This is a genomic window from Constrictibacter sp. MBR-5 (assembly GCF_040549485.1).
Lineage (GTDB): Bacteria > Pseudomonadota > Alphaproteobacteria > JAJUGE01 > JAJUGE01 > Constrictibacter.
In genome coordinates, this window is sequence record NZ_JBEPTK010000003.1 from 424,554 (window position 1) to 443,903 (window position 19,350).

Annotated in this window: 19 protein-coding genes and 1 other RNA gene; 8 read left to right on the top strand and 12 right to left on the bottom strand. The window is 70.5% G+C overall.

Annotated features, from left to right (window positions below):
• Positions 1-74: 74 nt before the first annotated feature.
• From ABIE65_RS08975 to groES, 4 genes are all read right to left on the bottom strand, one after another.
• On the bottom strand, positions 75-851 hold the full coding sequence (locus ABIE65_RS08975; RefSeq protein WP_354077184.1) for a potassium channel family protein: 777 nt from the start codon (positions 849-851) through the stop codon (positions 75-77).
• Positions 848-2,104: a cation:proton antiporter gene (locus tag ABIE65_RS08980; RefSeq protein WP_354077185.1), complete on the bottom strand. Its 1,257-nt coding sequence runs from the start codon at positions 2,102-2,104 to the stop codon at positions 848-850. The genes ABIE65_RS08975 and ABIE65_RS08980 overlap by 4 nt, the downstream gene beginning before the upstream one ends.
• A gap of 225 nt (positions 2,105-2,329) precedes the next feature.
• A complete protein-coding gene (gene groL / locus ABIE65_RS08985) occupies positions 2,330-3,997 on the bottom strand; it encodes a chaperonin GroEL (protein ID WP_354077187.1) in 1,668 nt (555 codons plus the stop codon).
• A gap of 57 nt (positions 3,998-4,054) precedes the next feature.
• Complete coding sequence (groES, locus tag ABIE65_RS08990) at positions 4,055-4,345, bottom strand: co-chaperone GroES (RefSeq protein WP_354077188.1); 291 nt, start codon at positions 4,343-4,345, stop codon at positions 4,055-4,057.
• A gap of 248 nt (positions 4,346-4,593) precedes the next feature.
• On the opposite strand from groES, the gene ABIE65_RS08995 reads away from it, so the two are divergent.
• Both ABIE65_RS08995 and ABIE65_RS09000 read left to right on the top strand, forming a co-directional pair.
• Positions 4,594-5,169, top strand: coding sequence for a DUF1190 domain-containing protein (locus tag ABIE65_RS08995; protein WP_354077189.1), 576 nt, complete (start codon positions 4,594-4,596; stop codon positions 5,167-5,169).
• A 50-nt stretch (positions 5,170-5,219) separates the two neighbouring features.
• Entirely contained in the window at positions 5,220-6,317 is a 1,098-nt protein-coding gene (locus ABIE65_RS09000; RefSeq protein ID WP_354077191.1) for a glutathionylspermidine synthase family protein, read from the top strand.
• 398 nt (positions 6,318-6,715) lie between these two features.
• Here the strand turns inward: ABIE65_RS09000 and ABIE65_RS09005 are convergent, their stop codons facing one another.
• The 5 genes from ABIE65_RS09005 to ggt all read right to left on the bottom strand — a co-directional run bounded on the left by ABIE65_RS09005 (position 6,716) and on the right by ggt (position 12,446).
• Positions 6,716-7,381, bottom strand: a complete 666-nt coding sequence (locus ABIE65_RS09005) for a GntR family transcriptional regulator (protein WP_354077192.1) — start codon at positions 7,379-7,381, stop codon at positions 6,716-6,718.
• A gap of 65 nt (positions 7,382-7,446) precedes the next feature.
• Positions 7,447-8,352, bottom strand: a complete 906-nt coding sequence (locus ABIE65_RS09010) for a CE1 family esterase (protein ID WP_354077193.1) — start codon at positions 8,350-8,352, stop codon at positions 7,447-7,449.
• 142 nt (positions 8,353-8,494) lie between these two features.
• Positions 8,495-9,535 carry a TRAP transporter substrate-binding protein DctP gene (gene dctP / locus ABIE65_RS09015; RefSeq protein WP_354077194.1) on the bottom strand — a complete coding sequence of 347 codons (1,041 nt, stop codon included), beginning with the start codon at positions 9,533-9,535 and terminating at the stop codon, positions 8,495-8,497.
• Positions 9,536-9,610: 75 nt separating this feature from the next.
• The gene (locus tag ABIE65_RS09020; protein ID WP_354077196.1) at positions 9,611-10,858 is read right to left on the bottom strand and encodes an MFS transporter; all 1,248 of its coding nucleotides are present in this window, start codon (positions 10,856-10,858) and stop codon (positions 9,611-9,613) included.
• 7 nt (positions 10,859-10,865) lie between these two features.
• Positions 10,866-12,446 carry a gamma-glutamyltransferase gene (ggt, locus tag ABIE65_RS09025; RefSeq protein ID WP_354077197.1) on the bottom strand — a complete coding sequence of 527 codons (1,581 nt, stop codon included), beginning with the start codon at positions 12,444-12,446 and terminating at the stop codon, positions 10,866-10,868.
• A 203-nt stretch (positions 12,447-12,649) separates the two neighbouring features.
• On the opposite strand from ggt, the gene ABIE65_RS09030 reads away from it, so the two are divergent.
• On the top strand, positions 12,650-13,129 hold the full coding sequence (locus ABIE65_RS09030) for a hypothetical protein (protein WP_354077198.1): 480 nt from the start codon (positions 12,650-12,652) through the stop codon (positions 13,127-13,129).
• A 147-nt stretch (positions 13,130-13,276) separates the two neighbouring features.
• The gene (locus ABIE65_RS09035) at positions 13,277-13,777 is read left to right on the top strand and encodes a cupin domain-containing protein (protein ID WP_354077199.1); all 501 of its coding nucleotides are present in this window, start codon (positions 13,277-13,279) and stop codon (positions 13,775-13,777) included.
• On the opposite strand, the gene ABIE65_RS09040 is transcribed toward ABIE65_RS09035, so the two are convergent.
• On the bottom strand, positions 13,756-14,484 hold the full coding sequence (locus ABIE65_RS09040) for a hypothetical protein (RefSeq protein ID WP_354077201.1): 729 nt from the start codon (positions 14,482-14,484) through the stop codon (positions 13,756-13,758). The two genes, ABIE65_RS09035 and ABIE65_RS09040, sit on opposite strands and share 22 nt — an antisense overlap.
• Positions 14,485-14,617: 133 nt before the next feature.
• Between ABIE65_RS09040 and ABIE65_RS09045 the strand changes: the two genes are divergently transcribed.
• Positions 14,618-15,205, top strand: a complete 588-nt coding sequence (locus ABIE65_RS09045) for an exopolysaccharide biosynthesis protein (RefSeq protein ID WP_354077202.1) — start codon at positions 14,618-14,620, stop codon at positions 15,203-15,205.
• Between the two features lie 10 nt (positions 15,206-15,215).
• Here the strand turns inward: ABIE65_RS09045 and ABIE65_RS09050 are convergent, their stop codons facing one another.
• Together ABIE65_RS09050 and ABIE65_RS09055 are read right to left on the bottom strand one after the other, a co-directional pair.
• Positions 15,216-16,118: a LysR substrate-binding domain-containing protein gene (locus tag ABIE65_RS09050; RefSeq protein WP_354077204.1), complete on the bottom strand. Its 903-nt coding sequence runs from the start codon at positions 16,116-16,118 to the stop codon at positions 15,216-15,218.
• Between the two features lie 58 nt (positions 16,119-16,176).
• Positions 16,177-16,545 (bottom strand): hypothetical protein, encoded by a 369-nt coding sequence (locus ABIE65_RS09055; protein WP_354077205.1) that lies wholly within the window; start codon positions 16,543-16,545, stop codon positions 16,177-16,179.
• A gap of 146 nt (positions 16,546-16,691) precedes the next feature.
• Between ABIE65_RS09055 and ffs the strand changes: the two genes are divergently transcribed.
• The 3 genes from ffs to ABIE65_RS09070 all read left to right on the top strand — a co-directional run bounded on the left by ffs (position 16,692) and on the right by ABIE65_RS09070 (position 19,310).
• Positions 16,692-16,788: signal recognition particle sRNA small type (ffs, locus tag ABIE65_RS09060), an RNA gene on the top strand.
• Positions 16,789-16,830: 42 nt separating this feature from the next.
• Positions 16,831-18,990, top strand: coding sequence for a DNA polymerase III subunit gamma/tau (locus ABIE65_RS09065; protein ID WP_354077206.1), 2,160 nt, complete (start codon positions 16,831-16,833; stop codon positions 18,988-18,990).
• A complete protein-coding gene (locus tag ABIE65_RS09070) occupies positions 18,987-19,310 on the top strand; it encodes a YbaB/EbfC family nucleoid-associated protein (protein ID WP_354077207.1) in 324 nt (107 codons plus the stop codon). Before ABIE65_RS09065 ends, ABIE65_RS09070 begins: the two co-directional genes overlap by 4 nt.
• Positions 19,311-19,350 lie beyond the last annotated feature (40 nt).

Genomic DNA, 19,350 nt, shown 5'->3' on the forward strand with positions numbered 1-19,350 from the left:
TGTCGGCCAATCGAGCGCGGTGTCAATCGGCACCCCGGTGTCGCGAGACGCGCAGGCCGGCTACCGCCCGATTCTCAGAGCGCACCCTCGGTCTCGATGTGCAGGGTTTCGCCGCAATGCTTGCAATGGACCGCGTCGGGGTCGTGGCGGGTCAGGCCGCAGGTCGGGCACTCGTGCCGCACCTTGGTCGGCCGGAACAGCACCTGGGCGAGGCGCAGGAACAGCGTCACCCCGACGATCATGATCGCGACCGATATCAGCCGTCCGCCCGTGCCGGGCAGGGTGATGTCGCCGAAGCCCGTCGTCGTCAGCGCCGTGACGGTGAAATACAGGGCGTCGGCATAGTTGGCGATGTCGGGATTGCTCCAGTGCTGGGTCTCGTAGACCAGCCCCGTCATGACGAAGATGAAGACGAGCAGGTTGACGACGGCGACCAGGATCTCCTCGTTGCGGCGGAAGAAGCGGAAGTCGCCGCGCAGACGGCCCAGCATCTGGTAGGTGTGCAGCAGGCGCAGGGTGCGCAGGACGCGCAGGAAGCCGAGGCCGGCACCGGTGAAGGGTATCAGGAACGACACGATCGCTGCCATGTCGGCGACGCTGATCGGGTGGAGCAGCGTCGCCGTCCTGCGCCGGGCGATGGCTATTCTCGCCGTGAAGTCGGCGAGGATCAGCAGGCCGAAGACGGCGTCGAGCGCCTCGGTCGTCGCGGTGTGCGGCAGGAACGACGTCGCGATGACGAACAGGATCGTGACGATGTCGAAGACGAGCAGCCCGTAGCGGAAGGCGTGCGCGCGCGGCGTGCCGCCCTCGTAGAGTTCCCGCGCGAAGCGTACCAGCCGGCCGCGGGTCATCCGTCGGACCTGACGACGCGGGCCACGAGGGCGCGCAGGCTGAGGCCCTGCACGACGATGGTGAAGATCACCACCGTGTAGGTCGCCGCCAGGATCGTCGACTTCTCGGCGACCTCCGGGATGGAGAGCGCCAGGGCGACCGAGATGCCGCCGCGCAGCCCGCCCCAGGTCAGGCAGGGGATCGTCCCCGGGATGAACCGCTGGGTCCGCGACAGCAGCCCGACGGGCACCGCGACGGCGGCGAGGCGCGCGCACAGGACGAGCGGCACGGCGGCCGCCGCGAGCCACAGGAACGACAGGTCGAACCGCAGCACCAGCACCTCCAGGCCGATCAGCAGGAACAGCACGGAGTTCAGGATCTCGTCGATCAGCGTCCAGAAGCCGAAGAGGTAGCGCTGGGTGCGGTCGCTCATGGCGTGGCGCTGGCCGTGGTTGCCGATCAGCAGGCCGGCGACCACCATGGCGATCGGCCCGCTGAGATGCAGGTGCGTCGCCAGCGCGTAGGTGCCGGTCACCAGGGCGAGCGACAGCAGGACCTCGATCGGATAGTCGTCGATCGCCTCCATCCCCTTGTACGCGACGTAGCCCGCGGCGAGACCCAGCAGCGCACCGCCCAGCGCCTCGACGAAGAACAGTTCGGCGACATGCAGGGGATCGATGCCCTCGCCGGCGGCGCCGGCGGCCACCGCCAGGACCACCGTGAAGATCACGACGCCGACGCCGTCGTTGAACAGCGATTCCCCGATCATGTCGGTCTCGAGAGTTTCGGGGACGCGGACCGCCTTCAGGGTCGACAGCACCGCGACCGGATCGGTCGGGCTGATCAGCGCGCCGAAGACCAGCGCCCAGGTGAACGGCAGCGCCACGCCCAGCGCCCCGGCCGCCAGCCAGAAGCCGACGCCGACGATTGCCGTGGAGATCAGCACGCCGAGCGTCGCCATCGATCCGACGGCCCAGGCACGGCTGCGCAGCACGGCCAGGTCGACGTGAAGCGCCCCGGCGAACAGCAGGAAACCGAGCATGCCTTCGAGCACGGTGCTCTGGAAGTCGATCCGCCGGAGGAGGTCGATCAGCTGCTCGTAGACCGTCTCGTCGGGAAACAGCAGTTCCACGCCGACCAGCACCAGCGAGGCCACCAGTCCCATCATCAACAGGCCGATGGTGTGCGGCAGGCGGATGAGCCGATGGTTGACCCAGCCGAACAGGGCGGTCAGCACCAGCAGGATCGCGATCAGGTCGAAGACGGACAGCATCTCGGGCGAACGCCTCGGCTGGCGGAAGGGTCGCCCCTCCAATCGATCGGAAGGGACCGATCGGGTGGGATGGAAGGCCCGGGCCGCAGTCGCGGACGGTACCGCGGCCGCGCCGCCACGCAAAAAGAAACCCCGCCGCCGTGGGTACGGCGGCGGGGTTCCTCGTCGTGGTCCGGCGTCGAGCGTGAGCTCGGGCCGGGTGGCCGGCTTACCTGAGCGCCGGGCTTAGAAGCCCATGCCGCCCATGTCGCCCATTCCACCCATGCCGCCCATGCCGCCGGGCATGCCGCCGCCAGCGCCGCCGCCGTTCTTCTCGGGACGGTCGGTGACCATCGCCTCGGTGGTGACCAGCAGGGCCGCCACCGACGCGGCGTCCTGGAGGGCGAGGCGCACGACCTTGGTCGGGTCGATGATGCCGGCCTTCACCAGGTCGCCATAGGTTCCGGTCTGGGCGTCGTAGCCGAAGTTCGTGTCGTTCTGCTCGAGCAGCTTGCCCGCGACGACCGCGCCGTCGGCGCCCGCGTTCTCGGCGATCTGGCGCGCCGGAGCCTGCAGGGCCTTGCGGATGATGTCGACGCCGACCTTCTGGTCGTTGTTCACCGGGTTCAGGCCGTCCAGCGCCTTGGTGCCGTACAGCAGCGCGGTGCCACCGCCGGGCAGGACGCCTTCCTCGACCGCCGCCTTGGTTGCGTGCATCGCGTCGTCGACGCGATCCTTGCGCTCCTTCACCTCGATCTCGGTGGAACCGCCGACGCGGATGACCGCGACGCCGCCCGCGAGCTTCGCCAGACGCTCCTGCAGCTTCTCGCGGTCGTAGTCCGAGGAGGTCTCCTCGATCTGCGCCTTGATCTGCGTGCAGCGTGCCTGGATATCGTCCGTGCCGCCGTTGCCGTCGACGATCGTCGTGTTGTCCTTGTCGATGCGCACCCGCTTCGCGCGGCCGAGCATGTCGAGGGTCACGTTCTCCAGCTTGATGCCGAGGTCTTCGGAGATGACCTCGCCGCCGGTGACGACGCCGATGTCTTCCAGCATCGCCTTGCGGCGGTCGCCGAAGCCCGGGGCCTTCACCGCCGCGACCTTCAGGCCGCCGCGCAGCTTGTTGACGACCAGGGTCGCCAGCGCCTCGCCCTCGATGTCCTCGGCGATGATCAGCAGCGGCTTGCCGCTCTGCGCCACGGCCTCGAGCACCGGCAGCATCTGCTGCAGGCCGGAGAGCTTCTTCTCGTGCAGGAGGATGTAGCAGTCCTCCATTTCCACGATCATCTTCTCGGCGTTGGTGATGAAGTACGGCGACAGGTAGCCGCGGTCGAACTGCATGCCCTCGACGACGTCGAGCTCGGTCTCGAGGCTCTTGGCCTCCTCGACCGTGATCACGCCCTCGTTGCCGACCTTCTGCATCGCCTCGGCGAGCATGCGGCCGACCTCACGGTCGCCGTTGGCGGAGATCGTGCCGACCTGGGCGATCTCGTCGTTGGTCGAGACCTTGCGCGAACGCGACTGCAGGTCCTTCACGACGGCTTCGACGGCCATGTCGATGCCGCGCTTCAGGTCCATCGGGTTCATGCCGGCGGCAACCGCCTTCACGCCCTCGCGGACGATCGCCTGGGCCAGGACCGTGGCGGTCGTCGTGCCGTCGCCGGCCTCGGTGCTGGTCTTGGTCGCGACTTCCTTGACGAGCTGCGCGCCCATGTTCTCGAACTTGTCGGAAAGCTCGATTTCCTTGGCGACGCTGACGCCGTCCTTGGTGATCCGCGGCGCGCCGAACGCCTTGTCGATGATCACGTTGCGGCCCTTCGGGCCGAGCGTCACCTTGACGGCGTCGGCGAGGATGTTGACGCCGCGCACCATACGGTCGCGCGCGTCGCCGCCGAACTTCACGTCTTTGGCTGCCATGTGTTTCTGTCCTTGGATTGTAGAGTAGAGGGCCGGAACGGGAGGTCGGTCAGCCGGTCAGGCGACGACGCCCATGATGTCCGACTCCTTCATGATCAGGAATTCCTGACCATCCATCTTCACCTCGGTGCCCGACCATTTGCCGAACAGGATGCGGTCGCCGACCTTGACGTCGAGCGGCTGCAGACGGCCGCTCTCGTCGCGGGCGCCCGGGCCGACGGCGACGATCTCGCCTTCCTGCGGCTTCTCCTGGGCGGTCTCCGGGATGATGATCCCGCCGGAGGTCTTCTTTTCCTGCTCGATGCGCTTCACGAGTACGCGGTCGTGCAACGGCTTGAATGCCGGCATGTGGTGTCTCCTTCTCACGATCTGAAATCGCTGGCGCAGCTTTTAGCACTCTCGCATCCCGAGTGCCAGACTCCTGTGCCGGTGAGCGCGTGCGGTGAAGCGATCACGCCACCCGGCACGAAATGTCCGCCGACGCACATGGTCGGAGCATCGCCCTGGGCAGAGACATGGTAGGTATCGGCGAACCTTCAATCTCGCGTGTTGCCGCACCACATTCCGTCAGGCTCGACAGAAGGCAGGAAAACCGCATGAAACGCTCCCGCTCCATCCGTCTCGTGCTGCTGGGCAGTGCTGGCGCCTTCATGCTTTCCGGCTGCGACGATCCGGTCGACGTGGCCACGAAAGGCCAGCTCTTCACCGACGCGCAGGCCTGCGAATCCTCCTACGACCAGAAGGAGTGTCTCGAAGCCTACAAGCGCGCCGAGACGGCCCATGTGGAGACGGCGCCGAAGTTCGCGAACCGCGAGGAGTGCGAGGCGGAGTTCGGGGTCGAGAACTGCACCCCCGCGCCGCGCCAGACCGCGGCCGAGGGCGACCCCGCCCAGGCGAACGCCGGCGGCGGCAGCTGGTTCATGCCGGCGATGATGGGCTTCATGATGGGCCGGATGATGGGCGGCGGCTATGCCGCGGCGCCGATCTACCGCGACACCCAGAACAACGCCTATACCGGCCGCGACCGCACCGTCGGCCGTCTCGACAGCGCGCGCATGCCGCCGCCGGCGCGCGCCGCGGGCAGCGTCGGCGTGCCGAAGTTCGAGATGGCGCGCCAGCAGAACGTGGCGCGCGGCGGCTTCGGCCGGTCCGGCTACAGCTCGTCGAGCTGACCGGCGGGGGCGGAACGACCGAGAGCGGATAAGCCAGGGAGCGGGACGGCATGGAGCGGATCGCGATCGAACCGCGCGCCGATTGGCGCGAGCGCGCGGAGGCGATGGGCTTCCGCTTCCACACCATCGACGGCCAGCGCTACTGGACCGAGGACGCCTGCTACCGCTTCTCCGCGGCCGAGATCGACGCGATCGAGGACGCCACGGCGGAACTGGAGCGCATCTGCCTGCTGGCGGTCGACCGCGTCGTCCAGGAGGGCCTCTACACCCGGCTCGCCATTCCCGAGGCGGCGCACGGCCTGATCGACGAGAGCTGGCGCCGTTTCGACCGCAACATGATCGGTCGCTTCGACCTCAGCTTCGACGGCAGCGGCCCGCCGAAGCTGCTCGAATACAATGCCGACACGCCGACCGCCCTGTTCGAGGCGAGCGTCGTGCAGTGGGAGTGGCTGCAGACCCTGCGCCCCGACGACGACCAGTTCAACTCGATCCACGAGAAGCTGGTCGAGGCCTGGGGCAAGTACGGCATCGCCGAGACGCTGTACTTCACCTGCGTGCGCGACCACGACGAGGATTTCGGCACGACCGAATATCTGCGCGACACCGCCCTGCAGGCCGGGCTCGACACGCGTTTCCTCTTCATCGACGAGATCGGCTGGGACGGGCTCGGCTTCGTCGACGCCGACGACCGCCACATCCGCAGCCTCTTCAAGCTCTATCCCTGGGAGTGGCTGATCGAGGAGAATTTCGGTGCCTATATCGGCCCGTCGCGGCTCCAGGTGATCGAGCCGCCGTGGAAGATGGTCCTCTCCAACAAGGCGATCCTGCCGATCCTGTGGGAGATGTTCGAGGGCCACCCGAACCTGCTGCCCGCCTCGCTCGACCCGCGCGACATAGCGGGACCCGTGGTCGCCAAGCCCGCCCTCGGCCGGGAAGGCCAGGGCGTCGTCGTCCACCCGGGCGGCCTGACCGACGCCCGCCCCGGCGAGGTCTACCAGGGCTTCGCGCCGCTCGCCGACTTCGGCGGCAACCGCGCCGTCATCGGCTCCTGGGTCATCGCCTCGCAGCCCGCCGGCATCGGCATCCGCGAGGACGACGACGCCGTCACCAAGAACACCAGCCGCTTCGTGCCGCACTACTTCGCGTAGGTGCGGCGGAAACGTGGTGCGGACGACGGGACTCGAACCCGTACTCTCTGAGAGAGGCAGATTTTCGTACCACTTCGGCTTTCGCCGCCGCCGGCGCGTGCGGCCGGCGTTCGTGGTCTGGACTGTCCCTTCGCCCTGGCCGGTGCGCGTCGCACCGGCGTTAGGCGCCGCCCGTCCAGTCTCTACACCTTCCCCGGCGGCGCGGCCGGGGCTTGGCTCGGGATCGGCATCGGGCCGCGGCCCCTCAGCTTTCCCCGACTTTGAGCGGTTCTACGCCGCGGATTTCCCCGCGGGCACTCCAATTGAAGTCTGCTGCGTCTACCGATTTCGCCACGTCCGCATCGACGCCTGCTGCCATAGCGCACCCCGCCGTTCGATGGCAAGCCGGCCCACACTTCTCAGATGCGGCTCACCGCGCGCGGCGCGATCACGTCGTAGTTGCGGCGCGACGTGCGGATATGGTCGCGCATGGCGTTCTCGGCCGCCGGGCCGGACCCCTGCAGGATGGCCGTGACCACCCGGTCGTGCTCCGCCCAGGACTGGCTCAGCCGCTCCAGCGACGCATAGAACTGCGCCTTGCGGAAGGGCTGCAGGCGCGCGCGGACCGAGAGCGTCAGGTCGGTCAGGAAGCCGTTGGCGCTGCCGTTGCCGATCGCGTCGTGGAAGGAGTCGTTCAGGCCGGCATAGGCCTCCAGCTCGCCGTCGCGCACGGCCCGGCGCATGCGTTCGTGCAGCGCCGACAGCGCGCTGCGCTCGCCGCCCGTCATGCGCGTCGCGCACTCCCGCGCGCACACCGCCTCCAGCTCGCCGAGCACCGCGAACATCTCGTCCAGGCGCTCCCCGGTGATCGGCGCCACGACGGCGCCGCGATGCGGCCGCGCCACGGCCAGGCCGATCGCCTCCAGCTGGCGGATCGCCTCGCGCACCGGCGTGCGCGACACGCCGAACTGGCGCGCCAGTTCCTCCTCCTCGAGCGCGATGCCCGGGGCGAGCCGGCCGCAGACGATATCGTCGGCCAGCCGCAGGCGGATCTCCTCGGCGCGAGTGCGTGTCTCGGTGCGCATGGCGGCGGTTATAGCCTACGGGTCTGGCGCCAGCGACTGATTCGAATCTACGCGCCGGCGCATTTTCAGCGCGCGGCCGCGCCCCTGGTTCGCGCGTGCCGGCGCAGGAACGCCCAGATCTCGGCGGTGCCGTCGACGGCGTCGCTGGTCGGCCCGGCGAGGCGCGCCGGCAGGGGGCCGCCGCCGCCGCTGCCCGGCCAGTGATGGCCGAGGTCGCGCACCAGCACGACAGCCAGCTCGCCGCCGCCGGCGCAGGGCGCCCACAGCCGGCGCTCGACGCGCGGCCCGTCGACCGCCGCGGCCGGCGCGTCCGGGCAGCCGAGTGCGGCGACCCAGCGGCCGACGGTGGCGAGCACCGCGGGCGGACGGTGGTCGGAGATGCCGGGCGCCGAGACCTGACCGCCGTTCAGCGGCACCAGCGGGTCGCTGCCGCCGAAGATCAGGAGAAGCGGCGGCGGCCGCTCGCCGTTGCCGGGAACGTGCAGATGGCCGGCGACCGACGCCGCCGCCGCGAGGCGGCCCGGCATCTCGACCGCCAGCCGCTGGACCATCCCGCCGCCGTCGGCGAAGCCCACGGCATAGATGCGGCCGGGATCGATCGGGTGGCGCCGCGACACCGCTTCGATGGCGGCGCGCACATAGGCCACGTCGTCCGGCCGCGGCTTTGCGGCGGGCGGCGCCGAGCCGTCGGTCCAGACGCGCGGGTTGCGGAGCGGCTGTGCCGGGGCACCGGGGTCGGCGGGCATGGCCTCCAGGCCGGCCGCGACGAAACCGGAGGCGTCGGCCGTGCCGGTCCAGCCCTGGCGCTTCAGCACGTCCTCGGCCGTATCGCCGCCGCCCGCCAGCACCAGGACGAGCGGCATCGGGGTGTCGGGGGCCTCCGCCGGCCGGTGCACGGCCACCGGCCGGCCGTCCGCGACCTCGATCGTTTCCGCGGCACCGGCCGGATTCGCGGCCGAGACCGCCACCATCGCCAAGGCGGCCAGCGCGCGGATGCATCGGCGGGACGTGCGGACGGTTGTGCGGGCGGCGGGGGCGATGGCGTGGCTCCTCGGATCGGTCCGAGCTACCTATGCATCGCCCCTGCCGAAGTAAACGTGGGCGGCGGCCGGGTCAGGAGCCCGAGGCCTGCTTCGCCGCCTTCAGCACGACGTCCAGCAGGTGCTGGCCGGGGACCCCCTTGCCGTCCATCTCCTTCGCCCAGTCCTGCCAGACCGGCTTTGCGCCCTTCTCCTGCAGCTCGGCCAGCTGCGCGTCGTCATAGGTGATGCGCGTCAGGCCGGCCTTGTCGAAGATCGGGATCCACTTGTCGTCGGCCGCCTTGTATCCGGCGATCAGCGCCTCGTAGGCCGGCTCCTTCGTCGCCATCAGCATCTCCTTGTACTCGGCCGGGAGCGCCTCGAAGGCGGTGATGCTGTGCAGTGTCGGGCAGTGGTTCGACCCCGGCGCCATGTTGAAGGTGTACCACTTCGACACCTCGTGGATCTTATAGGCGCCGTGCGAGTAGCTGAACGGGAAGGCCGCCGCCTGGAACATGCCGCGCTCGATGCCGGTATAGACCTCCGGCGCCGGGACGGTGGTCGGCACCGCGCCCAGCTTGGTCATCGCCTGGCCGGTACCGCCCAGGGCGCGCACGCGCATGCCCTTCCAGTCCTCCAGCTTCAGCGGCGCCGGCCCGTTGCCCATGAACTCGGACTGCGGCAGCAGCGAGCGGAAGGTGACGGCGGCGTTCCAGCGCGCCATCTCCTTCTTGATCGCCTCTTCCTTGTAGAGCTCCTCCGACACGTCCTGCTGGATCTTCAGGGTCGGCAGCGGCAGGAACGGCAGGTCCAGCGTCGTCATCGCCGGGTTCTTGCCGGGATGATAGGCGGTGCAGATCGTCGCCATCTCGAAGGCGCCGATCTTCAGCCCGTCCAGGTTCTCCTTCGCCGGCGAGATCGCCTCGCTGTAGTGGATCCGGATCGTGAAGTTGCCGCCGCTGGCCTTCTCCACCTGCTCGGCCATCGCTTCGATGCCGGCGGTGTAGGCGCGCTGCGGGCCCCAGGTCGACAGGTTCCAGGTGATCTTCTCGGCCGCCTGCACGCTGCAGGTGGCGCCCGCGGCGGCCAGGGCGATCGCCCCGGCCAGCAGCCAGGGGCGGGGTATGGCGGTCATGGTCTGTCTCCTCCCGTCGCGATCCGTCTTGCGCGGATCGGAAGGGGGAAGCTTAGGGTAGGCGGGGCGGCCGCGTCACCCCGGGTTCGTTTCCCGCCCGGACACCACCTGCCGGTTCGTCTCGACATAGGTCGCGAGCGCCAGGAGCATGAACAGCGCGCTGCCGTAGAACACCCAGCGCGGGTCGCCATTGTCCATGATCCAGCCATACAGCACCGGCGTCACGGCGCCGCCCAGGCCGAGGCCGCTGGAGACGAAGCCGAACACCTTGCCGATCTGGCCGGGCGGCGCCACCGAGCGGACCAGCAGGTCGCGCGACGGCAGCAGGCTGCCCTGCAGGGTCCCGGCGAGGCCGAACACCGCCGTCAGCACGGCGAACGGCATGGCGATCGCGCCCACGATCCCGGTCAGCGCGGAGACGGCGAGCACGATGGCGACGAACAGCAGCAGCGGCCGGTGCGTCTTGTCGGCGAGCCAGCCGCCGACGAGGTTGCCGAACGAACTGCCGACGAGGTAGGCGCTGAGCGCCGTGGTCACGACGGCGAGCGGCACGCCGTAGAGCACGTCGAGGGCCGCCACGCTGAAATTGCGGATGCCGCCGAAGGCCATGGCGAAGACGCACTGGAACAGGAAGCACATCATCACCGGCCGCGACAGCAGCAGCGCCACGCCGGATCTGACCTCGCCACCCGCCGCGGAGCCACCCGCCGACGCGCCACCCTTTGGTTTGCGCCCGCTCTCCTCGGCCAGCCGGCTGAACTGGCTGGCGAGCAGTGCCGCCACGATCAGGCCGGCCGCCCCCGCCGCCAGGAACGCGACGTGCAGCCCGAACAGCTGCGCCAGGGCGATCATCACGATCGGCGCCGCCGCCCAGCCCAGGTTGCCGCTGACGGCGTGATAGCTGAAGGCGCGGCCCAGCCGCCCCTTGTCGACCGAGGCCGACAGGATCGAGAAGTCGGCCGGGTGGAAGACCGAATTGCCGATCCCGCCGATCGCCGCCAGCAGGATCATCATCCAGTAGCTGTCGGTCAGGCCGAACCCCGCGATGGCGACCGCATAGAGCGACAGGCCGCCGATCAGCAGGTTGCGCGCGCCGATCCGGTCGACCAGGAACCCCACGGGCGTCTGGGTCAGGCCGGTCGACACGCCGGCGACCGTCATGATGACGCCCAGCTGCAGGAAGCTCAGCCCGTATGCCTGCGCCATCAGCGGGAACAGCGGCGGCAGCGCCAGCTGATAGAAATGGCTCAGGAAATGGGCGCTGGTGACGAGGCCGATCGCCCGGACCTCGCGGCCGGCGGCCGGCGCTGCTGCGGTCGTCATCGGCGGGTCAGTAGCCCAGGGCCAGCCCGTCCTTGCGCGGGTCCGACCCGCCGGTGAGGGTGCCGCGCTCGCGGTCGATCCAGATCGCCTGTCCGCCGCCGTGCGGCTTGTCGATCGGCTTCAGCTTGTGGCCCAGGCGGCTCAGCGCCTCGCACGCCTCGAAGCCGATGCCGCGCTCGACCTCGACCTGGCCCTCGAAGGCGAAGAGCCGCGCGAGGTCGATGGCCGCCTGCGGATCCATGCCGTAGTCCAGGATGCTGGTCAGCACCCAGGCGTGGCCGACCGGCTGGTAGTGGCCGCCCATCACGCCGAACGGCATGACCGCCTCGCCGCCCTTGGTCAGCATGCCGGGGATGATGGTGTGCATCGGGCGCTTGCGCGGCGCGATGCAGTTCGGATGGTCGGGGTCGATCACGAAGCCCAGGCCGCGGTTCTGCAGCATCACGCCGGACTTGGGCGCCATGATGCCGCTGCCGAACGCCTTGAACAGCGAGTTGATGAACGAGCAGGCGTTGCCGTCCTCGTCGACCACGCAGAGATAGACCGTGTCCTCGTGCGGCGGCAGCCCGGCCGGCGGCAGGTCGGCCATCGAGCGCTCGTCGCTCATGAAGCCGCGCAGGTCGGCCGCATAGGCCTTGTCGAGCAGGCGCGCCATCGGCACGTCGGCCATGCGCGGGTCGGCGACGAAGGCGTTGCGGTCGCGGAAGGCGAGGCGCGTCGCCTCGATCAGGCGGTGCAGGCGCGTCACCGACAGCGGCCCGCCGGGCGCCGGCTCGTAGCCCTCCAGGATGTTCAGCATCAGCAGCGCGATGATGCCCACCCCGTTCGGCGGGCACTCGTGCACGGTATAGCCGCGATAGTCGGTCGTGATCGGCTCGACATATTCGGCCTGCTGCGCGGCGAAATCGTCCAGCGTATGCAGCCCGCCCTTGGACCGCAGGTAGCCCACGATGTCTTCGGCGATCTCGCCGGTATAGAAGGCGTCGCGGCCGCCCTCGGCCACCATGCGCAGCGTCCGGCCCAGTTCCTTCTGGACGAAGCGCTCGCCCTCGGCCAGCGGCGTGCCGAACAGGCGCGCGGCGGACTCGTCCTTCCGCATCTTCGCCGCCTCGCCGGCCCAGTCGAGCGCCACGCGGCCGTGCACGACGAAGCCCTGCTCGGCATAGCGGATCGCCGGCTGCAGCAGCTCGTCCAGGCCCTTGCGGCCATGGTCGGCGACCAGCCGCGACCAGGCGTCGATGGCGCCCGGCACCGTCACGCAGTGCGGCGTCATGTCGGGGATCGCGGTGATGCCGCGCTCGCGGTACCAGTCGGCGGTCGCGGCGGCCGGCGCATGGCCGGATCCGTTCATCGCGATGACCTTGCCCGAACCGGCCGGCGCGTAGAGGCAGAAGCAGTCGCCGCCGATGCCGGTCGATTCCGGCTCGACCACGCAGAGCACGGCGCAGGCGGCGACGGCGGCGTCCACGGCGTTGCCGCCGGCGCGCAGCACGTCGAGTGCCGCCAGGCTCGCCGCCGGCTGCGACGTCGCCACCATGGCGTTCGTGGAACGCGCCGCAGAGCGGCCGGGAATATGGAAATCGCGCATCGCGCCTGTCTCCGCGGGGGCGGGAAAAACGCGATATTAGCGAGACGACGTGACGCAGGCCAGAAAAGCCGTCACGTGCCGTGCCGATGACGGGCGCGGACGAAATTGGTGACGCGACGGCCGTTCCGGCGTTGTGCCTGTGGTTCGTCCCGAACGGCTTCGCGACGAACGCCGGTCCGGAATGAGACGCTGAAAGGTGGACGATGTACCGATGGCTCGTGGTGCTGCTCGCGCTGGCCGGGACGGCGGCCGCTCAGCAGCCGCCGGAAAAGCAACAGACGGAGAAACAACAGGCGGAGAAGCAGGAACCCGAGAAGATGCACATGATGCGTCCCGACGACATGCTCTACTGCCACCTCGTCGCGCAGCAGGCGCTGAAGTCGGAGCAGGTCGGCCTGATGTCGAAGCGGGACTACGAGGCCGTCTCGCGGCTCGCCCGGACGGCGAAGGGGATCCAGGTCCTCGACCAGGTGCAGGACGCCACGTTCCGCGGCCTCGCCGACTATGTCGGCAACGATATCTGGAACAGTGCGAACCTGAAGAACCAGGAAGCCATCGCCGCGACCGACAATCGCGACGTGGTGGCGCGCGAGCGGTTCCTGACCGCGTGCCTCATCAACATCGCCAACCTGGGAATGGGCACCGCGGAGGCCTATCGCCGCAAGCTCCTGTACGACCGATAGGACCGGGCGCCAGGGAACCTTGACCAGGACGGGTTGAGGAGAATGCCGGTCCGGCTGAGCCTTTCTCAGTTGCGGTGTTCGGCGGCTGGCGCTCCCATGGGCGCCGTGCCCACAGCCACCCCACCTAAAAGCCCCTGCGAGGTTCCCATGCCGCCGTCCCCCGTCGTCACGCTCGCCGGCCTCCCCCTGCAGACCCAGGCGCACGGCGACAGTTTCGAGGCGCGCATGGCGCCCGTGGCGGCACCGGCCGGCGCCCGCCGCCTCGGCGCCCGCCTCGTCGAGGTGCCGCCCGGCAAGAAGGCCTGGCCGTATCACTGCCACCACGCCAACGACGAGATGTTCGTGATCCTGTCGGGCCGCGGCGAACTGCGCTTCGGCGGGCAGGTCCACGCCGTCGCCGCCGGCGACGTCGTCGTCTGTCCCTCGGGCGGCCCCGAGACTGCCCACCAAATCGCCGCCCTCGGGCCGGAGCCGCTGCGCTACCTCGCCGTCAGCACGATGAACGAGCCCGACGTCATGGAATACCCGGATTCCGGCAAACTCACCGTCTTCGCCGGCGCCGCCCCCGGCGGCGACAAGGCCGCCCGCCGCGTGGCACTCAACGTCCGGACGCGCGACGGCGTGGACTATTGGGAGGGGGAGGGGTGAGGCGGCGCGGCGGCCTGCTCCCGCCGGGCACGGTCGAGGAAGGCTCTCGCCTCGCCGACGATTTGGTCGGGGTACTCCGGCAGGTTTGCCAGTGGATGCCGGACGATGTTTTGCCGTCTCCACCAGCGGCGCCGTAACCCCGGTGCGCCGTCGCGCAGCCGCACTTCGAGCTGGTGCTGTCTGAAGCCCTTCCGAGACAGGGTGAAATGCCGGATGTCCGTCACGTCCGACCAGTCGAACCGCTGCGGCTTCCAACCGTCGATCGTGAGGCCGTTCCGGTCGAGGATCAGGGCCTGGCGACTGGCGCGGTCCGGATCGCTTCCCACCCGCCAAAGGACGACGACGGCCAGCGCCGAGAGCAGCGCGCTCAACAGGGTCGCCGCGATCATCGTGAAGGCGCGCCGGCCGTCTCCGCCCATCCCGTGGGTCAGGCAGAGCCATGCCGTTGCGGCAACGCTCGCGGTCGCATAGGCGATGACGCCGATAAAGCAGGAGACGAGGCCCAGCCCGCTCGGGCGGAAGATCCGTCGCTCCGGCGTTGGCGGCATTTGGTTCAGGACGGGCGATCCCGTCCTGAACAGCGCGCGGTCGTACCAGATCACGAGGCTCGTCATGACGGCGATGCCGGCCCAGAAGAGCGCTCGGTAGCCCCGCAATGCGGCATCCGACTCCCGATCCGTCAGTCCGCCTGCCGCGACGAGCACCATCAGCCACGCCGGCTTTCCCTGCGGAGACTCGCCGCAACCGCCGGAACCTCGCGTGGCGGCCGGGCGTTTTCCGCCGACCGCCGCAAGCGCCGATCCGGAAACGGGGCGGATCCGTCGGCGCCGAGGAGCCCCCATGCCGGAAGAACGCACACGCGCGCTCAGCGAGGTCCTGGAACACCTGGAGCGGTCGGTGCACGGCCGGAGCATCACCGTCCAGGACATGATGGACGCACTCGGCAGGAAATCCTTCGCCGCGATGATCATGATCTTCGCGCTGCTCGCGGCTTCTCCGGCCAGTGCCGTTCCGGGGCTGACGGCGACGGTCGGCCTCGCGGTCGCCGTGATGGTCGTCCAGATGCTCGCCGGGCGCGATTGCATCTGGCTGCCCGGTTTCCTCGCCGGGCGGCGCATCCCGTCGCAGCGCGTGTGCCAGGCGATCGGCTGGCTGCGCAGGCCGGTACATGCGGTCGAGCGCGTGCTCCGGCCGCGGATGACGTTCCTGATCAAGCGCCCGTGGCTCTATCTGCCGCTGTCGCTCATGCTCTGCATCGCCCTGTTCATGCCCTTCATGGAGGTGGTCCCGACGTCGGGCTCGATCGCCGCGACGGTGGTGGCGCTGTTCGCGGCGGGGATGCTGATGCGGGACGGCGCCCTGGTCTTCGCCGCGACCCTGCTGTCGGCAGCCGTTCCCGGTGCGGTCTGGTGGTTCGGGTTCGCGTGAGCGCGGCGGGCTAGGGGTCGAGCCGGCGGTGGTGGCCGGGAGGCCCGACCTGTGCCGCCAGCCACGCGCGCAGGCGCCTGACCCGGCGGTCGCGGCGCAGGCCGGGCGGGTAGACGAGCCAGTAGGCGCCGCCGGTCTCCAGCCGGTGCGGGAACGGCGCCGCGAGGCGCCCCGCCTGGATGTCGGCGGCGGCGATCTCCATCCCCGCCAGGGTGACGCCGGCGCCGTCGATGGCGGCGCACAGGCCGAGGCCGGCGGAATCGACCGTGGTCACCGCCGCCGGCCGCAGCGGCCCGCCGGGCAGCGACGCGTTCCAGGCCTCGAAGTCGGCGCGCCGGTGCTGCGACAGGAACAGGTTGGCGCCGTTCACCGCCGCGCGCGGGTCTGCACCGGCACCGAACCCGGGCGCCGCCAGCAGCGTCACCGTCTCGGCGAACAGCAGCTCCGCCTCCAGCCCCGGCCATTCTCCGCGGCCATGCCGGATGGCGACGTCCGCGTCGCCGGCGGCGAGATCCACCGCCTCCTGCGTCGCCGAGATCAGCAGGGCGCTCCCCGCCGTCTCGAACGGGTACGTCGCCAGCCGCGGCGACAGCCAGTGCACCGCGAAGGTCGGCAGCATGCTGAGCCGGAGCGGCCCCGCCGTCCGCGCCTCGGTCAGCCGGGCGAGGCCGGCCGCGATGCGCCCGAAGCCGGCGGTCAGGTCCGGCGCCAGCGCCCGGCCGGCCGCCGTCGCCTCCAGCCCGGCGCCCGAGCGGCGCAGCAGGTCGACGCCCAGCACCTCCTCCAGCACGCGCAGCTGGTGGCTGACGGCCGACGGCGTGACGCCCAGTTCCTCGGCCGCCGCCTTGACCGATCCGTGCCGCGCCGCCGCCTCGAAGGCGCGCAGCGCGTTGAGCGGCACCCCTATGCGCATGTCCCGCTCTCGTCCGCTCCCGCGGCGGCAGCGGCGCCCCTGGTGCCGTTGCCGCGCCCTATTCGTACTCGGCCCAAGTCTCGCCGGAGTTGCGGTTGTAGAACAGGGTGATCTTGGAGACCGTGCAGAGGTCGAAGCCGTACCACTCGGCTTCCTCGGCATCGTCGTAGACGACCTTGACGTCCCATTTGCAGGTGCCCGCCCGCTTCGGGAACGTCACGTTCAGCCGCTGCCCGGTCTCGAGAACGTCGCTGCCGAGCACGTCGTCGGCCCACTCGTCCGACTTGGTCGGCCCGACATAGACCTCTTCGATCGTATAGCCGGTCTTGTTTATCAGCGTGAAATCCTGCTTGCCCTGGGCGTGGGCGCCCGCGGCGGTGAACAGGCCGAGCGCGAGCAGGCCGGCAGTGACGAACCGACGCAACATCTAATTTTCTCCGGAGACGATTGGCGGCTGCCGGACGGCGGCCGCGGATCGCAGGTTAGGCGCTATGAGATTGACGATCGCTGAACGCGCCGTCCAGCGCTTGGGAGACTTGCGACCCGTACCCCGCCTCCTGATATAGTGCCGTGGGAGGCTGGCGGCGGACGAGTCCCTCGCCAACCCGGTCAGGTCCGGAAGGAAGCAGCCGTAACGAGTTTCGGCTCGGGTCGCCGTCCAGTCTCCCACCTCATTCCGCGCCGCCGCATTCTTGAGTTGCCACGGGCCACGATGGACGATCAGTCGGCACCGGGCCAGTCGCCGGCCCCGGATATCCCCACCGAACCGGGCCTTCCCGGACTTCCGCCTCCCTCCGGCGAGGCGGCGCAGCCCTATCGCGTCCTCGCCCGCAAGTACCGGCCGAAGACCTTCTCCGAGCTGATCGGCCAGGAAGCGCTGGTCCGCACCCTGTCCAACGCGCTCGAATCCGGCCGGCTGGCGCACGCCTTCATCCTCACCGGCGTGCGCGGCGTCGGCAAGACGACGACGGCGCGCATCATCGCCCGCGCCCTGAACTGCACCGGGCCGGACGGCAAAGGCGGCCCGACCATCCAGCCCTGCGGCGTGTGCGACAACTGCGTGGCCATCGCCCAGGACCGGCATGTCGACGTGCTGGAGATGGACGCCGCCAGCCGCACCGGCATCGGCGACGTGCGCGAGCTGATCGAGGGCGTGCGCTACCGCCCCGTCTCGGCGCGCTACAAGGTCTACATCATCGACGAGGTGCACATGCTCTCGACGCAGGCCTTCAACGGCCTGCTGAAGACGCTCGAGGAGCCGCCCGAGCATGTGAAGTTCATCTTCGCCACCACCGAGATCCGCAAGGTCCCCGTCACCGTCCTGTCGCGCTGCCAGCGCTTCGACCTGCGCCGCGTCGCCTCCGAGGTGCTGATGGCGCATTTCGAGCGCGTCGCGCGCGCCGAGGGCGTCACCCTGGAGCCCGAGGCGCTGGCGCTGGTCGCGCGCGCCGCCGACGGGTCGGTGCGCGACGGCCTGTCGATCCTCGACCAGGCGATCGCCCATGCCGGCCCGGCCCCCGTCTCGGCCGGCCAGGTGCGCGAGATGCTGGGCCTCGCCGACCGGACGCGCGTCTTCGACCTGGCCGAGGCGCTGCTGCGCGGCGAGGCGCGTGCGGCGCTGGTGCTGTTCGCCGACATGCACGACGCCGGCGCCGACCCGGTGGCGCTGATCCAGGACCTGCTGGAGCTGACGCACTGGCTGACCCGCCTGCGCGTGGCGCCCGACGACGCCGACGACATGACGGTGGCCGAGGCCGAGCGGGTGCGCGGCAAGGGCCTCGCCGCGCAGCTCTCCATGCCGGTTCTGACGCGCCTCTGGCAGTTGCTGCTCAAGGGCCTGTCGGAGACCCAGCACGCGCCGGCGCCGCGCCTCGCGGTGGAGATGCTGTTCGTCCGCATCGCCTATGCCGCCAGCCTGCCGACGCCGGCCGAGATCGTGGCGCAGCTCGCCGGCGAGGGCGGAGCCGGCCCCGCCGGGGGTTCCGGTTCTGGCGGCGGCGGCACCCGCGGCGTCGTGCCCGCGGCCCACCCGGCGGTCGAGACGGCGGCACACCCCACCGCCCGCGCGACGGCGTCCGCCGCCGACCGGCCGGCAGCGACAGCCCCGACGGCTTCCGCCCCGACGGCTTCCGCGCCGCCCGCCCCGGCCCGGGAGGCGCGCCCCCTGCCGCCCCTGGTCACCCCGGCGCAACCCGAGCCGCCGCGTCCGAGCGCTTCCGCACCGACGCATACCGCCCAGGCCCGCGCCGCCCTGGCGCCGCGCCACGAAGACCCGGAGCCGGCGCGCACCACGCCGCCCGAGCCGCCGCGCGCCGAGCCACCCCCCGAACCCGTCGTCCAGGCCCCCGAAACGCCCACCGGAACCCCCGCTGGCCCCGCCTCCTTCGCCGAGGCGGTGGCGATGTTCGCCAGCCACGGCGAGATGCTGCTCCACGCCAATCTCTGCCGGAACGTCCATCCGGTCGCCTTCCGCCCCGGCCGCATCGAGATCCGCCCGACGGCGCTGGCGCCGCAGAACCTCTCCGGCACGATGGCGTCCAAGCTCACGCAGTGGACCGGCACCCGCTGGGTGGTCAGCGTCTCCGGCGACGCGGGCGAGCCGACGCTCGCCCAGCAGGAGGAGGCCCGCCTCCAGCGCCTGCGAGAGACGGCGGCCGAACACCCGCTGGTCCGGGCCGTGATGGCCGCGTTCCCCGGCACGGCGATCGCCACCGTGCGCGAGCCGGGCCCGCCCGCCGACGAGCCGCCCGCGGCCGCCGCGGAACAGGCGATGCCCGACGAGTCCATGCCCGACGGCCGGCCCTCCGCCCCCTTCGACGCGGACATGGCCGATCTCGATTTCAGTGACGGCTTCGACGAGGAAGACACATGAAGAATCTCGGAAATCTCATGCGCCAGGCGCAGGAGATGCAGCAGAAGATGGGCGAGATGCAGGAGCAGCTCGCCGCCGCCGAAGTCTCCGGCTCCTCCGGGGCGGGCATGGTCAGCGTCACGCTCAACGGCAAGGGCGAGTTGCGCCGGCTGAAGATCGATCCGGCGATCGTCGACCCGAACGAGGTCGAGGTGCTGGAGGACCTGATCACCGCGGCCTTCAACGACGCCCGGGTCAAGGTCGAGGCGCGCATGTCCGAGGAGATGGGCAAGCTCACCGGCGGCCTGCCGCTGCCGCCCGGCTTCAAGCTGCCCTTCTGAGGCGGGCCGTCCCGAGCGCTCCCGTAGAGGTGGCGGACCC

Bases quoted from the DNA above. Each gene is read 5' to 3' on its own strand.
- ABIE65_RS08975 (WP_354077184.1), bottom strand. From the start codon at position 851: ATGACCCGCGGCCGGCTGGTACGCTTCGCGCGGGAACTCTACGAGGGC.
- ABIE65_RS08980 (WP_354077185.1), bottom strand. From the start codon at position 2,104: ATGCTGTCCGTCTTCGACCTGATCGCGATCCTGCTGGTGCTGACCGCC.
- groL (WP_354077187.1), bottom strand. From the start codon at position 3,997: ATGGCAGCCAAAGACGTGAAGTTCGGCGGCGACGCGCGCGACCGTATG.
- groES (WP_354077188.1), bottom strand. From the start codon at position 4,345: ATGCCGGCATTCAAGCCGTTGCACGACCGCGTACTCGTGAAGCGCATC.
- ABIE65_RS08995 (WP_354077189.1), top strand. From the start codon at position 4,594: ATGAAACGCTCCCGCTCCATCCGTCTCGTGCTGCTGGGCAGTGCTGGC.
- ABIE65_RS09000 (WP_354077191.1), top strand. From the start codon at position 5,220: ATGGAGCGGATCGCGATCGAACCGCGCGCCGATTGGCGCGAGCGCGCG.
- ABIE65_RS09005 (WP_354077192.1), bottom strand. From the start codon at position 7,381: ATGCGCACCGAGACACGCACTCGCGCCGAGGAGATCCGCCTGCGGCTG.
- ABIE65_RS09010 (WP_354077193.1), bottom strand. From the start codon at position 8,352: ATGGTGGCGGTCTCGGCCGCGAATCCGGCCGGTGCCGCGGAAACGATC.
- dctP (WP_354077194.1), bottom strand. From the start codon at position 9,535: ATGACCGCCATACCCCGCCCCTGGCTGCTGGCCGGGGCGATCGCCCTG.
- ABIE65_RS09020 (WP_354077196.1), bottom strand. From the start codon at position 10,858: ATGACGACCGCAGCAGCGCCGGCCGCCGGCCGCGAGGTCCGGGCGATC.
- ggt (WP_354077197.1), bottom strand. From the start codon at position 12,446: ATGCGCGATTTCCATATTCCCGGCCGCTCTGCGGCGCGTTCCACGAAC.
- ABIE65_RS09030 (WP_354077198.1), top strand. From the start codon at position 12,650: ATGTACCGATGGCTCGTGGTGCTGCTCGCGCTGGCCGGGACGGCGGCC.
- ABIE65_RS09035 (WP_354077199.1), top strand. From the start codon at position 13,277: ATGCCGCCGTCCCCCGTCGTCACGCTCGCCGGCCTCCCCCTGCAGACC.
- ABIE65_RS09040 (WP_354077201.1), bottom strand. From the start codon at position 14,484: ATGGTGCTCGTCGCGGCAGGCGGACTGACGGATCGGGAGTCGGATGCC.
- ABIE65_RS09045 (WP_354077202.1), top strand. From the start codon at position 14,618: ATGCCGGAAGAACGCACACGCGCGCTCAGCGAGGTCCTGGAACACCTG.
- ABIE65_RS09050 (WP_354077204.1), bottom strand. From the start codon at position 16,118: ATGCGCATAGGGGTGCCGCTCAACGCGCTGCGCGCCTTCGAGGCGGCG.
- ABIE65_RS09055 (WP_354077205.1), bottom strand. From the start codon at position 16,545: ATGTTGCGTCGGTTCGTCACTGCCGGCCTGCTCGCGCTCGGCCTGTTC.
- ABIE65_RS09065 (WP_354077206.1), top strand. From the start codon at position 16,831: ATGGACGATCAGTCGGCACCGGGCCAGTCGCCGGCCCCGGATATCCCC.
- ABIE65_RS09070 (WP_354077207.1), top strand. From the start codon at position 18,987: ATGAAGAATCTCGGAAATCTCATGCGCCAGGCGCAGGAGATGCAGCAG.